14 protein-coding genes are annotated in these 12,318 nt (G+C 68.0%); 9 read left to right on the forward strand and 5 right to left on the reverse strand.

Translation table 11 applies throughout. The features are described from left to right. Window positions 1–133: 133 nt before the first annotated feature. The 3 genes from ACT3HL_RS08435 to ACT3HL_RS08445 all read right to left on the reverse strand — a co-directional run bounded on the left by ACT3HL_RS08435 (window position 134) and on the right by ACT3HL_RS08445 (window position 1,574). Window positions 134–355 carry a hypothetical protein gene (locus ACT3HL_RS08435; protein WP_445086383.1) on the reverse strand — a complete coding sequence of 74 codons (222 nt, stop codon included), beginning with the start codon at window positions 353–355 and terminating at the stop codon, window positions 134–136. 63 nt (window positions 356–418) lie between these two features. After that, window positions 419–772, reverse strand: a complete 354-nt coding sequence (locus ACT3HL_RS08440) for a MarR family transcriptional regulator (RefSeq protein ID WP_445086384.1) — start codon at window positions 770–772, stop codon at window positions 419–421. 25 nt (window positions 773–797) lie between these two features. Further along, a complete protein-coding gene (locus tag ACT3HL_RS08445) occupies window positions 798–1,574 on the reverse strand; it encodes an NRDE family protein (protein ID WP_445086385.1) in 777 nt (258 codons plus the stop codon). 151 nt (window positions 1,575–1,725) lie between these two features. On the opposite strand from ACT3HL_RS08445, the gene ACT3HL_RS08450 reads away from it, so the two are divergent. Next, window positions 1,726–2,163, forward strand: a complete 438-nt coding sequence (locus ACT3HL_RS08450; RefSeq protein ID WP_445086386.1) for a universal stress protein — start codon at window positions 1,726–1,728, stop codon at window positions 2,161–2,163. Window positions 2,164–2,424: 261 nt separating this feature from the next. Next, window positions 2,425–2,898 carry a hypothetical protein gene (locus ACT3HL_RS08455; RefSeq protein ID WP_445086387.1) on the forward strand — a complete coding sequence of 158 codons (474 nt, stop codon included), beginning with the start codon at window positions 2,425–2,427 and terminating at the stop codon, window positions 2,896–2,898. Between the two features lie 90 nt (window positions 2,899–2,988). Here the strand turns inward: ACT3HL_RS08455 and purH are convergent, their stop codons facing one another. Beyond that, the gene (purH, locus tag ACT3HL_RS08460; protein ID WP_445086388.1) at window positions 2,989–4,581 is read right to left on the reverse strand and encodes a bifunctional phosphoribosylaminoimidazolecarboxamide formyltransferase/IMP cyclohydrolase; all 1,593 of its coding nucleotides are present in this window, start codon (window positions 4,579–4,581) and stop codon (window positions 2,989–2,991) included. Between the two features lie 167 nt (window positions 4,582–4,748). Between purH and purB the strand changes: the two genes are divergently transcribed. The 6 genes from purB to ACT3HL_RS08490 all read left to right on the forward strand — a co-directional run bounded on the left by purB (window position 4,749) and on the right by ACT3HL_RS08490 (window position 10,027). Next, window positions 4,749–6,140 (forward strand): adenylosuccinate lyase, encoded by a 1,392-nt coding sequence (purB, locus tag ACT3HL_RS08465; protein ID WP_445086389.1) that lies wholly within the window; start codon window positions 4,749–4,751, stop codon window positions 6,138–6,140. Between the two features lie 66 nt (window positions 6,141–6,206). Beyond that, window positions 6,207–7,286 (forward strand): alcohol dehydrogenase catalytic domain-containing protein, encoded by a 1,080-nt coding sequence (locus tag ACT3HL_RS08470; RefSeq protein WP_445086390.1) that lies wholly within the window; start codon window positions 6,207–6,209, stop codon window positions 7,284–7,286. Then, a complete protein-coding gene (gfcR, locus tag ACT3HL_RS08475) occupies window positions 7,270–7,920 on the forward strand; it encodes a transcriptional regulator GfcR (RefSeq protein WP_445086391.1) in 651 nt (216 codons plus the stop codon). The genes ACT3HL_RS08470 and gfcR overlap by 17 nt, the downstream gene beginning before the upstream one ends. Window positions 7,921–8,007: 87 nt before the next feature. Further along, window positions 8,008–8,349 (forward strand): glutaredoxin domain-containing protein, encoded by a 342-nt coding sequence (locus tag ACT3HL_RS08480; protein WP_445086392.1) that lies wholly within the window; start codon window positions 8,008–8,010, stop codon window positions 8,347–8,349. Between the two features lie 222 nt (window positions 8,350–8,571). After that, complete coding sequence (locus tag ACT3HL_RS08485; RefSeq protein ID WP_445086393.1) at window positions 8,572–9,138, forward strand: DUF7110 family protein; 567 nt, start codon at window positions 8,572–8,574, stop codon at window positions 9,136–9,138. Between the two features lie 355 nt (window positions 9,139–9,493). Then, a complete protein-coding gene (locus ACT3HL_RS08490; RefSeq protein ID WP_445086394.1) occupies window positions 9,494–10,027 on the forward strand; it encodes an amino acid-binding protein in 534 nt (177 codons plus the stop codon). Window positions 10,028–10,048: 21 nt separating this feature from the next. Here the strand turns inward: ACT3HL_RS08490 and ACT3HL_RS08495 are convergent, their stop codons facing one another. After that, window positions 10,049–10,792 carry a type I 3-dehydroquinate dehydratase gene (locus ACT3HL_RS08495; RefSeq protein ID WP_445086395.1) on the reverse strand — a complete coding sequence of 248 codons (744 nt, stop codon included), beginning with the start codon at window positions 10,790–10,792 and terminating at the stop codon, window positions 10,049–10,051. 120 nt (window positions 10,793–10,912) lie between these two features. Between ACT3HL_RS08495 and ACT3HL_RS08500 the strand changes: the two genes are divergently transcribed. Beyond that, window positions 10,913–12,241 carry a DUF4147 domain-containing protein gene (locus tag ACT3HL_RS08500; protein ID WP_445086396.1) on the forward strand — a complete coding sequence of 443 codons (1,329 nt, stop codon included), beginning with the start codon at window positions 10,913–10,915 and terminating at the stop codon, window positions 12,239–12,241. Window positions 12,242–12,318: the final 77 nt, after the last annotated feature.

Below are 12,318 nucleotides of genomic sequence, written 5' to 3' on the forward strand. Positions count from 1 at the left end.
CCGGCCCCCGGCGCTTCGTCTGTGGATGTCGCGGCCGCCGAAAGTGCGTCTGCAACCGTCGCGGCCGCCGAATCTTCGGAACTGCCGACTCGACAGCGGCGCTGCCGGTTCCGCCTCCGAATGCTCCTGTCCGCTACGACTGTTCGGGCTCGGTCGCGTCCGCCCACACGATCAGCTTCTCGAAGCCGAAGAACACGGCGAAGAAGACGACCGCGAACACGGTCCAGTGCAACACGTTGAAACTGCCGGTGAAGGCCAGCACCGTGAATATGTACGCGATCGAGGCACCGACGAACCCGGCCACGTAGAACTGCCGTCGTGACTCCATACCGATCAGTTGGCGGCTGTCACTCATAGCCCTGTCCGTCGTTCTAAAGAATCTCCGCAGCGCGGCCGCGAGTCGCCTCTCGGTGGCGCGTCAGTACTCCTCGTACGCGAGGTTCATCAGCCACTGCGAGAAGGCGTCGCTGTTGGGGTTGATCTCCTCTTCGCCGATGAACGGCGAGAGCATATCACCCGCCATCAGCAGCGAGAAGTTGAGGTCGCGGGCGGCCGGTTCGAGGTGATAGGTGTTGTGACCGTCGTAGACGGTCTCCTCGCGCTCGATGAGTCCGAGCGAGGCGAGCTTCTCAGCGATCCGACTGCCCTTCCGCGAGGAGATGTCGAGTTGCTTCCAGAAGTCGCTCTGGTGGATCCCACCCGTCTCTCGGATGAGTTCCAGCGCTTCGAACTCGTCCTCCGAGAGATCCGTTTCGGCGGTGCCTGCGCTCATACCCGCATCCAAGCCGGGCAGTCGTTTAAATTTGACCTTCGACCGGGCGGAACGGCGCATCACAGGGCGGGCCGTCGGCGAACCGGAACGCCGCGTCGCCGTCGGCGGACAGCGTGATGAGCGACGACGAGCGCGTCCCGAACCCACGGTCGGGTTCGTGCACGCAGACGCCGAACTCGTGGGTTCCGAGGACCTCCGCGGCGCGGTCCCGCCACGCCGACGCCGACCCGTACCGTTCCGGATCCAGTTCCTCGCGGACTCGCTCGGCGTTGTGCGCCTGGATCGCCCCCTGTTCGGGCCGCCACGGCGGTTCGACGAACTCGCCGTCGACACCGACGTTGACGACCACGTGGACGCCGGGGTCCAGCCGACGGACGCGGAGGTCGCCGTCCCACTCGAAGAGGTACGCGGTCGGCCCGCGATCGCGGTTCGACTGCTCGCCCCGCTCGGCGACGACGAGGTTGAACCCGTCGTAGACGTCCTCGTCGACGGCGCGTTCGACGACCGCCCGCGCCGCCTCGGCGCTCTCGGCGCGGAGGGCGTCCCGGACGAGGAGCCCGCGGGAGCGCTCGCCGCCCGCCGGCACCTCGACCCAGCGGTTCGTGATGCCGGCGAAGACGCCGCGCTCGTTGTACCCGATCCACGTCCCGCCGGCGACGGCGTCCCGAGGGGCGACGAACGAGGTGTCGCCGTCGACGACGGCCGGCGGTTCGGCGTCTCGATCCAACTTCTCGTCGCGGTTCGCGGCCACCACGACCGGCGCGTCCTCGTACGCGCGCCAGGCGAGGGTCAGAGTGCACACAGTCGACTGTTCGAGGGAGGTAGAAATATACCCTCGGCTGGGCGCCGGCACCACCAATCCGATTGGGGACTCACAGTCAGTCCGCCGCCGGTCCCGAACGGCGACGACCGGGAGACACTTCAAGAGGGTCCCCGCCCAACGGCGAGACGAGATGTACGAGCACGTACTCGTTCCCACCGACGGCAGCGACGGCACGATGCAGGCGCTCGAACACGCACTCGACATCGCGACGACGCGCGAGGCGACGATTCACGCGCTCTCGGTGGTCGACAGGCGCCTCTATCTGGCCGCCGGCGAAGACCAAAAGCCGGAGCTGAAAGAGACGCTGGAGGCGAACGCCAGCGAGGCGGTCGATAAGGTCGCCGACGCCGCCGCCGAGGCCGGTATCGAGTGCACGACCGTCGTCCGCGACGGCGTCCCGTACCGGGAGATCCTCGACTACGCCGAGGAGAGCGCGGTCGACCTCATCGTGATGGGGACGCACGGGCGGAGCGGCCGCGACAAGCTCGCGAACCTCGGCAGCGTCACCGAGCGGGTCGTCGAGAACACCGGGACGCCGATTCTCGTCGTGCGGATGGGCGGCGAGTAGCCACACTCTCTCACCGACCGCGATCCGGACGCGCCAGCCGCCGAGAGTTTATATACGAACCCGGGGCCACAAGCCCCGTGACCTGATGGTCGTCCCGCGTCGGGCAGCGGTTGTCCGGCACGTCGACGCGGGGGCGGGTGTGCCGGCTGTTCGCCTATCCTGTGGGTCCGCTTCGGGCGCTCCCGCTATGACTCGAAACCGCCGTCTGTCACGACGACTGCCTGCAGCAGAATAAAGCGGCGGCGGCGTGTACGCGAGCGTATGGTCCCCTCCGAACAGTCCCTCCGTCGCGTAACGCGGGGGGCTACCGCGCTGGCCGCGCTGACAGGTGCGTACAACTTCCTCGCACTGATGGGTGCGTTCGGTCCCGTCTCCTGCTGGACCGGAGCCTCAAGTAGCGGATCGGCATCCAGCAACGGGACCGTGACGACCACCACGACCACGGTCACCCGCGGCTGCGAGTCCGGGATCGACTTCCTGCTCAGCGGCGGGGGACAGGCGGGCGGAGGCAACGCCTCAGTGCTGTTCTCTTGGGCGCTCGTCCTGCTGGCGCTCGTCGCCGTCGGCGGATACGCGGCGTGGATGGGGCGGCGACGCGTGACGTGGCTGACCGTCGTCGCGGGAGCCGCCATCACCGCCGTCGGGATGTTCAGCATCGGGTGGTACTTTCTGCTCCCGACGGCGTTCCTGCTGATCGCCGCGACGACGCTCTCGATGGAGGCGCGGCGCGGCTAGAACGGCTCGGCGAGAGCCACTCTATCGTGCCGGAAGTCGCGCGAGAATCGCTCGGATCGCCTCACTGACTTCCGGCACACCTCGCTCCGCTCAGTCGTGCCGGAAGCACCGCCGTCCGGTGAACACCATCGGAATCCCGCGCTCGTCGCAGGCGGCGATGACGTCCTCGTCGTTGACGGATCCCCCCGGCTGGATGACGGCGTCGACCCCGGCCTCGGCGGCCTCCTCGACGCCGTCGGGGAACGGGAAGAAGGCGTCCGAGGCCATCACGGCACCCGCGGGACCCTTGCCCTCGGCGTGCTCGTCGGCCTTCATCGCGGCCAGCCGGACGGCGTCGACGCGCGAGACCTGCCCCATCCCAACGCCGACGGTCTCGGTGCCGTCGGCGAAGACGATGCCGTTCGATTTGACGTGCTTCAGCACCTTCCACGCGAAGAGCATCGTCTCCAGCTGTTCGTCGGTCGGCTCGGTCTCGGTCACGACTTCGACGTCATCGCGCGTCGGCGCCCAGAGATCCCGCTCCTGAACGAGCCGTCCCCCGACGAGCGGCTTCTCCGTCAGGCGATCGGTGCGCGCGCCCAGTTCGCCGACGTCGAGCACGCGGAGGTCGTCCTTCTCTCCGAGGACGTCGAGCGCGGCGTCGGTGTATCCCGGCGCCACGACGACCTCCTTGAACGAGTCGATGATCGCCTCGGCGGTCGCAGCGTCGCACTCGCGGTTGAGCGCGACGATCCCTCCAAAAGCGCTCATCGGATCCGTCGCGAGCGCGTCGGCGTACGCCTCCGCGAGCGAGTCGGCGGTCGCACAGCCCGCGGGGTTCGCGTGTTTGATCACCGCCGCCGCCGGGTCGTCGAACTCCTTGATCAGGTTCAGCGCCGCGTCGGCGTCGTTGTAGTTGTTGTACGAGAGGCCTTTCGCGCCCTCGTTCAGCTGCGGCGCGCCGACGACGCTCGCCTCGTCGACGGCGGCGTCGCCGTACACCGCGGCGGCCTGATGCGGGTTCTCGCCGTAGCGGAGTTCGGCGACCCGATCGTCGGCGGCGACGCGCCGCTCGGGGAAGTCCCCGCCGCCGTCGCCGTCGACGCGCACGGTCAGCCCGCCGTCGTCGGCCTCCCCGACGTCGATTCTCCCCTCTGCGAACCACCGAACGGCGCGCGGGTACGCCGCGAACTCCGCGTCGGAGAGGACGCGCGACTTCAGCGAGTCGGCGTCGTCGTCGGCGTACACCGGAACCGACTCCTGGGTGACGATCGGCCCCGCGTCGACCTCGTCGGTGACGACGTGGACGGTGCAGCCGGTGACGCTGACGCCCGCGTCGAGGACTTGTTCGTGGGCGTTCATCCCGGGGAACGACGGCAGCAGCGACGGGTGGACGTTGAGCGTCGTCGGTACCGAATCGAGGAACGTCTCCGTGAGGACGCGCATATAGCCGTCGAGACAGACGACGTCGAAATCATAGCCCGACAGCGCGTCGAGCACGCGCCGCTCGTGCGCCGCCCGCGACTCGCCGTCGCCGCGCTCGACGACTTCGGTCGGGATCCCTCGCTCGGCGGCGGCGTCGAGGACGGGCGCTCCCTCGCGATTCGAGAGCACCACGCCGAGTTCCGCCCCGCCGGGGCGACGATCGTCGATGTGCAGGAGGTTCCGTCCGCGATTGCTCGCCAGACCGGCGATCGTGGTCATACTCGTGGGCCCTCGCGCAGACAGTAAGTCAGTTGCGGTCTCGGCGGGGAGAGTATACACAATCGAGGATAGGTCACCGCGGAAATAGCGCTGTAAATCCTAAATATATGCACGGGAATGGGATATTCATCGACACGCTTTTTTAGCGCACCGCGGAGCATCCGCGTATGGACGACCTCTCCCGTTCCGATCCGCTCGCGGCCGTGTCGCCGCTCGACGGGCGGTACGCGGGCCGGACCGGACCGCTCGTTCCGTACGCGAGCGAGGCAGGACTGATGCGGGCGCGACTCCGCGTCGAGGTGGAGTACCTCCTCGCACTGGCGGACCTCGACGCCACGACCCTCTCGCTCTCCGACGCCGAACGACAGGACCTCCGCTCCGTCGTGGAGTCGTTCGACGCCGACGACGCGCGCCTCATCAAGCAGTTAGAGACGGAGGGCGCGAGGGGCTACAGCGCGACCAATCACGACGTGAAGGCCGTCGAGTACTTCCTGCGGACGGAGACCGACGAGCGGGTCCACCCGTGGATCCACTTCGGGCTCACCTCTGAGGACGTGAACAACCTCTCCCAGCGGCTGCTCGTAAAGCCCGCCGTCGAGTCAGTGCTGCTCCCCGCGATCGCGTCCGTCCGGGACGCACTCGTCGATCTGGCTCACGAGTACCGGGACACGCCGATGCTCGCGCGAACGCACGGCCAGCCCGCGACGCCGACGACGTTCGGCAAGGAAATGGCTGTCTACGCCGCCCGACTCGGAACGACGATGGGTCGCGTCACGGACGCCGCCGGGGGACTCTCCGGAAAGCTCGCGGGCGCGTCCGGCACGTACGCCGCGCACGCGGCGGCGTACCCCGACGTCGACTGGCGCGCGTTCTCCCGCTCGTTCGTCACCGGTCTCGGCCTCGAACACACCGCGCTGACGACGCAGGTGAACCCCTGCGACGACCTCGCGGCGCTGTTCGACGCGCTCCGCGGCGTCAACAACGTCCTCGTCGACCTCGACCGGGACGTGTGGCTGTACGTCTCGAACCGCTATCTGGGACAGGAGACCGCCGCCGGCGAGACCGGCTCCTCGACGATGCCGCACAAGGTCAACCCGATCGACTTCGAGAACAGCGAGGGGAACCTCTCGAAGGCCAACTCTGATCTGACGTTCCTCGGCGACTACGTCACGACCTCGCGGCTGCAGCGCGACCTCTCCGATTCCACCGTGAAGCGCAACATCGGCGCGGCGTTCGCACACTGTCTGATCGGCTACGGCAAGACCGAGGCCGGACTCGGGAAAGTGGTGCCGAACGAGCGGGTGATGCGAGAGGAACTCGACGCCCACCCCGAACTGATCGGCGAAGCCGTCCAGACGATCCTCCGGCGCGAGGGCGACACCGACGCTTACGAGCGCGTGAAGGAACTCACTCGCGGCCGGGACGTGACGCTCGAAGACTTCCGCGACCTCTTCGCGGATCTCGAGGTCGACGAGTCGGTCCGTGCGGAGCTACGATCGCTCTCCCCGGCGGCGTACGTCGGACTCGGTGACGAACTCGTCGACGATCTCGAGGGGTGAGAGCTGGACACTCAATTTTACTCAAATTAGAATAAATCTTTTACGCACGTGTCCCCAAGGTTCGGTATGCACGCCATCGAAGTCGAGCGCGGGGGAAGTCGGCCGGTCCTCAGAGAGCGGGCGCGCCCGGAACCCGGCGCCGGCGAGGCGCTCGTCCGGACGCTTCGGGTGGGCGTCGACGGGACCGATCGGGAAGTCATCGCCGGGGGGTACGGGGACTTCCCCAGCGGCGAGGACTCCCTCGTGCTCGGCCACGAGGCGGTCGGCGTCGTCGAAGACGCCGGCGAGACGCGGCTTTCCCCCGGCGACGTCGTGGTCCCGACCGTCCGACGGCCGCCGAACGGCCCCAGCGAGTACTTCGAGCGGGGTGAGCCGGATATGGCCCCCGAGGGTGACTACCACGAGCGGGGGATCAGCGGCCAGCACGGCTTTATGGCCGAGTACTTCACCAGCCCCGAGGCGTTTCTCGTGCGGATCCCCGAGGCGCTCGCCGACGTCGGCTTCCTCGTCGAACCCGTCTCCGTCGCCGAGAAGGCGCTCGAACTCGCCGCCGCCTCCCGCTCCTCGTTTTCGTGGAAGCCCGAATCCGCCTTGGTCCTCGGCAACGGCAGCCTCGGCCTGCTCGCTCTCGCGCTGCTTTCGGCGTCTGAGGACTACGACCGACTCTACTGTCTCGGCCGTCGTGACCGCCCCGATCCGACGATCGACGTCATCGAACGGCTCGGGGCGACCTACGTCGACTCCCGGGAGACGCCCGTTCCCGACGTCGCGTCCGCCTGCGAGCCGATGGATCTCGTGTTCGAGGCGACGGGCTATGCGAAACACGCCTTCGAGACAATCGAGGCGCTCGCGCCGAACGGAGTCGGAGCGCTCCTCGGCGTTCCGGAGCCGTGGACGTTCGAGATCGACGGCGGCGCGCTCCACCGGGAGTTCGTCCTGCACAACAAGGCCCTCCTCGGCAGCGTGAACTCGAACGTGCGCCACTTCGAGGCGGCGCGGGAGTCGCTGGCTTCGCTTCCCGACTGGCTCCTCGACGACCTCGTCACCGGAGTGTACGACGTCGAGTCCTTCGAGGCGGCCTTCGGCGACGACGACACCACTATAAAAACCGCCGTCCAATTCAGCGCGTATGAAGAACGTCGATGACCTCATCGCGAGCGCGGCCGAGCTCGCAGAGCGGGGGCTCTCGAAGGGCGAGATCGCGGACGAACTGAACGTCTCCCGGGAGACGGCGAGCTGGCTCGTCGAGCGCAGCGGCACGGCCGACGGCGACCGCGCGCCCGAACCGTCCGACCGCGAGGCGGCGGGCGGCGGCCCACACGACATCCACGTCGACTGGAGCGCCATCGGGCGCGATTCGGGCCGGCTCACGCAGATCGGCCGCGCGATGGCCGATCTGCTGACGAAAGAGGGCGAGGAGATCGATCTCACGATCGGCATCGAGAAGGCCGGCGCGCCGCTGGCGACGATCGTCTCGCGGGAACTCGACACCGACCTCGGCTCGTACGCCCCCGCGAAGCACCAGTGGGAGGAGGGCGACATCGAGGAGCTCGGCGGGTCGTTCTCGCGGAACTTCGCCGCCATTCGCGACCGCGAGTGCTACGTCGTCGACGACACCATCACCTCGGGGACGACGATGCGCGAGACCATCGAGTCGATCCGCGAGGAGGGCGGCCACCCCGTCGCCTGCGTGGTCATCGTCGACAAGCAGGGCGTCGAGTCCATCGAAGGCGTGCCGGTCCACTCGCTCATCGACGTCGTCCGCGTCGGCAACGAGTAGGGCGACCGGTGCGTTCGGCGGCGCGCCGCGGGCCGCGCTCTTCCCCCCGACGCAACGCATTTCACCGCAGACCGCGTACGGCGTCGTATGACGTTTCAGCCCGGTTCGGAGCTGACCGAAGACGAGGTACAAGCGCGCGTCGACGACGCCATCGCGTCGAACGAGGTCGTCCTGTTCATGAAGGGCAACCGCCTGATGCCGCAGTGCGGCTACTCCCAGCGCGCGGTGAACCTCATCGCGCAGTACGTCGAGGAGTTCGAGACGGTAGACGTGCTGCCCGCGCTCGACGGCTACCGGAGCGCGCTCGAATCACACAGCGGCTGGGAGACCATTCCGCAGACGTACGTCGACGGCGAGTTCGTCGGCGGCAGCGACATCCTCGCGGAACTCGACGAGCGCGGCGAACTCGAAGAGACGCTACAAGCGTAATCGCCGCGGTAACGGAGTCGTCGCCGTGACGGAGTCGTCGCCGTGACGGAACTGCTGCTACCACGGACACCCGGATACGGCGCCTGTTCGACTGCTCTCGCTCTTCGTATCGGATCCGCGCAGGAATCAAAGAGTAGACCATTTAAGCCCCCGGCACCTACCAGTACACAGGTACCGATATCGCGTCGCGTCCGTCTCGTACGGGTACCTCACAACACAACTATGTCAGGCCGCGTATACCGACTTCACTCGACACTGGAATTGCCCCTCGAAGAGGTCGAAGAGTACCTGAACGGTGACCCGGACCTGCCCCCCGAGGTCGCAGACGTTGAGGTGACCCGCCGCAACAACACGCTCATCCTGAAGGCCGTCGCCGCCGAGGACGACCTGAGCAAGTACACCCCGACGGCGCAGCTGAAAGCCAGCGTCACGGAGAACCGCGTCTACGAGGAGGAGCCGCCCCGAGCGGGCGCGCCGCGATGGGACGAGGAAGAAGAGGAGATCCCCTCCGAACTCGTCGAGTTCGCCTGCTTCAAGGGCGACCGCGAGACCGTCCTCCAGAACACGGCGCTGCAGTATCCGATGTTCCTCGTACTCCGAGAGATCGCGCTGCTCGCCGAGAAGGGAACGCTCACCGCGATCACCGAGGTCGACGGCGAACTCACCGCCCACCGCATCGTCGAGGGCGAGGAGCGCCCGGCGACCATCGAGGTCGTCGAGAACCCCTCGAAGAGCGAGGGCGGATCGAACGGCGTGAACTGGCGCGACAACAAGTTCATCAGCGACTGATACGGACTGTCCGCCTCCCGTATCGGTGAGCGCCGTCAACGGAGTGGACGCTCACCGGTAACACGTGAGAACAATCAGAATGAGCGTCGAGGACCGTTCGGAGAGTCGCGGATTCCGCCCCACTGCGACGATCTTTCCCGTACGGACCGCTCCCGGTCGCGCGATCTCGTCTCGTTTGGCAGGCCTTCTCGGGTCACTTCACTCGTCGGCTCCGCCTCGCAGTCGCTGTTCTCCGACGGCCCGTAGGCCGGACGCGTAGCGCGGCCGCTCGGCGGCGTCTTCGACCGACAGTATCCTTATTTCGCTTCCGACACTACTCCCCCTATGAACGCAGGGCGTCGGCGGTGGTCGATCGATGAGTGACGCACAGGCGGAGGTCCGCGCGTACACGCTCCGGCTGGAACTGGTCGACGAACCGGGCGAACTCCTCCGGTCGCTCCGCCCGATCGCTGAACACGGCGGTAATCTGCTCTCGATCTTCCACGAGCGGGGAAGCGTCACGCCGCGCGGGCACATCCCCGTCGAGGTCGACGTCGAGGCCACGCCGGACCGTTTCGAGCGGATCATCGACGGCCTTCGTGACGCCGAAATCAACGTGGTGCAGGCCGGGACCGAGCGATACAGCGAGGCGATCACCGTCGTTCTCTCGGGGCGCGTCATCGACACCGACCTCTCTGACACGCTCTCGCGGATTCAAGAGTCGGCGAACGCGACCGTGACGGACCTCTCGCTGGCGGCCCCGGAGGGGACTGAGGGCGTCTCCAGCGCGCGCGTTCACCTCGCCGCGGAGGCGGGAGCGTCGACCGACGTGTTCGAGCGACTACGAGCCGTCGCCGACGAGAAGGGACTGGATCTCATCACACCCCTCACGGTCGGCTCGCGAACCTGACCCGAGGTGCGACGGTGGCCGCTAGTTCGGGAGCCGCAGCTCCGGGGGAACCGTGACGTCGTCTTCGATCGCCTCGATCCGCTCTAAGTTCGTCCCGTTGATCCTCGTCGCCTCGATCAGCGCGGCGAGCTTTCCGAGCGGGATCTGCCCGGGCGCGTAGTCGCTGTCATCGCCCAAGAGCGGCGCGTATCCCAGCTTCGAGCCGTAAATGTGTCCGATGACGCGCGTGTGGCTTCCGATCTCGCCCATCGCGATCCCGGCGGTGTCGATGCCGTCTTCGGTGGCCTCCCGGAGCGCCGTCAACAGCGTGAGCGTGTCCGAGAGGTCCGTCGGATACGTCGCGACTTTCGCGATATCGCCGTAGCTCGCACACTGGTCGATGATCGCCGTGAGAACCGATTTCTCCGGCGTCTCCTCGAAGTCGTGATGGGAGATGATGAGACCGACGTCGTTCTCGCGGAACTCCTCGAGGATCCACTCTTTGGCCCGCGCGGTCTCCAGTTCGATGTCCACGTACGCCACCGAATCGAACCGGGACGCAGCGAACAGCGTGTCGAGCCGGCCGGCGTCTCTCGCGTTGCCGCCGAACCACTGGTTTCGGTTCGTCGCGAGGATCGGTAGCTCGCCGTCGTACGCCTCCAGCTGTTCGATCGGGTCCTCGGCCCTGTCGATCCGGAACTCGACGAGGTCTGCGACCCCCCGGGCGTCCGCCTCCCGTGTCAGGTCCTTCGTCGTGGCGGCGAGGGCGAAATCGTCGATAGTCATTGGTACGGAGTAGCACTCTAGCGCATATAAATTTGGTTATCGGCCCCACGCGCGGGTATGCCGCCGCCCGCTCCCCACTGGCCCGAGAACGCTTTTCAGCCGTCGGCGCCACCGTGTCCTATGATCGATCGGAGCCGGCTGCGAGAGGACGATCCGACAGTCGAACTCGCCCTCGACGCCGTCGAGGCCGGCATCCGAGCCGCCCATCCGAACGCGGTGCTCGAAGACGCTATCGCGCTCGAGGGTGACGTGCTGTGCGTCAACGGCGACCGATACGACCTAGCCGCCTACGACGACGTGATCGTCCTCGGCGGCGGCAACGCGGCCGGTCAGATCGCGTCTCACCTCGCTGAACTCCTCGGACCGCGACTCGACGGCGGCGTCGTCGTCACCGACGACCCGGCACCCCCCGGTCCGGTCGAGTCGGTCGAGGGGACGCACCCGGTGCCGAGCGAACGCAACGTCGAGGGCGCGCGCCGCGTGCTCGATCGAGCGCGCGCGAGCGGCGAGCACACGCTCGCGCTGGTGGCGGTGACCGGCGGCGGGAGCGCGCTGTTGGCCGCCCCCGTCGACGGCGTCTCGCTCGCCGACCTCCGGCGGCTCACCGAGTCACTGCTCCGGTCCGGCGCCCCGATCGACCGGATCAACGGCGTCCGAAAGCACGTCTCGTCGCTGAAGGGCGGCCTGCTCGCGCGCGAACTCGCGCCGGCGACGACGGTCGGAGTAGTGTTCAGCGACGTGACCTCGGACGATCCGTCGGTCGTCGCCAGCGGGCCGCTCTCGCCGGACCCGACGACGTACGGCGACGCGCTGTCGACGCTCGCGGCGTTCGACGTCGATGCCCCCGCGTCCGTCAGGCGACACCTCCAGCGCGGGGCCGACGGCGTCATCGAGGAGACGCCCGGCGAGGACGATCCGGCGTTCGACTCCGTCTCCGTTCACGTGCTGGCGGACAACGTCACCGCGCTCTCGGCGGCGCGCGACGCCTGTTCGACGGCCGGATACGACACGCTCGTCCTCTCTTCGTCAGTTCGCGGCGAGGCGCGCGAGGCCGCGAGGAGCCACGTCGCGATCGCCGAGGAGGTCCGGCGGACCGGAAACCCCGCTGCCGCCCCCGTGGCGGTCCTCTCGGGCGGGGAGACGACCGTCACCGTCGGGGGCGGTGACGCGGGAACCGGCGGCCCGAACCAGGAGTTCGCGCTGAGCGCGGCGATCGACCTCCCCGAGCGAACCGCGCTGTGCGCCGTCGACACCGACGGAATCGACGGTCCGACGGACGCTGCCGGCGCGGTCGTCGACGGCGGAACGGTCGACGACGTCCGGCGCGCGCGCTCGAAGCTGGCGACACACGACACCTACGACTACCTCCGAGAGCGCGGCGCCCTCGTGAGAACGGGACGGACGGGGACGAACGTCAACGACCTCCGCGTGCTCCTCGTCCCCGAGTGAGAAGCGGTCCTACCGGGCCGACCCCACCGAGTCTCTCTCACCGAGTCGACCTACTGGGCCGACTTCCCTTCGACGCC

This window comes from Halobellus sp. GM3 (genome assembly GCF_052545375.1).

Excerpts from the sequence above, each read along its gene's own strand:
- ACT3HL_RS08435 (WP_445086383.1), bottom strand. The coding sequence starts at position 355 with ATGAGTGACAGCCGCCAACTGATCGGTATGGAGTCACGACGGCAGTTC.
- ACT3HL_RS08440 (WP_445086384.1), bottom strand. The coding sequence starts at position 772 with ATGAGCGCAGGCACCGCCGAAACGGATCTCTCGGAGGACGAGTTCGAA.
- ACT3HL_RS08450 (WP_445086386.1), top strand. The coding sequence starts at position 1,726 with ATGTACGAGCACGTACTCGTTCCCACCGACGGCAGCGACGGCACGATG.
- ACT3HL_RS08455 (WP_445086387.1), top strand. The coding sequence starts at position 2,425 with ATGGTCCCCTCCGAACAGTCCCTCCGTCGCGTAACGCGGGGGGCTACC.
- purH (WP_445086388.1), bottom strand. The coding sequence starts at position 4,581 with ATGACCACGATCGCCGGTCTGGCGAGCAATCGCGGACGGAACCTCCTG.
- purB (WP_445086389.1), top strand. The coding sequence starts at position 4,749 with ATGGACGACCTCTCCCGTTCCGATCCGCTCGCGGCCGTGTCGCCGCTC.
- ACT3HL_RS08470 (WP_445086390.1), top strand. The coding sequence starts at position 6,207 with ATGCACGCCATCGAAGTCGAGCGCGGGGGAAGTCGGCCGGTCCTCAGA.
- gfcR (WP_445086391.1), top strand. The coding sequence starts at position 7,270 with ATGAAGAACGTCGATGACCTCATCGCGAGCGCGGCCGAGCTCGCAGAG.
- ACT3HL_RS08480 (WP_445086392.1), top strand. The coding sequence starts at position 8,008 with ATGACGTTTCAGCCCGGTTCGGAGCTGACCGAAGACGAGGTACAAGCG.
- ACT3HL_RS08485 (WP_445086393.1), top strand. The coding sequence starts at position 8,572 with ATGTCAGGCCGCGTATACCGACTTCACTCGACACTGGAATTGCCCCTC.
- ACT3HL_RS08490 (WP_445086394.1), top strand. The coding sequence starts at position 9,494 with ATGAGTGACGCACAGGCGGAGGTCCGCGCGTACACGCTCCGGCTGGAA.
- ACT3HL_RS08495 (WP_445086395.1), bottom strand. The coding sequence starts at position 10,792 with ATGACTATCGACGATTTCGCCCTCGCCGCCACGACGAAGGACCTGACA.
- ACT3HL_RS08500 (WP_445086396.1), top strand. The coding sequence starts at position 10,913 with ATGATCGATCGGAGCCGGCTGCGAGAGGACGATCCGACAGTCGAACTC.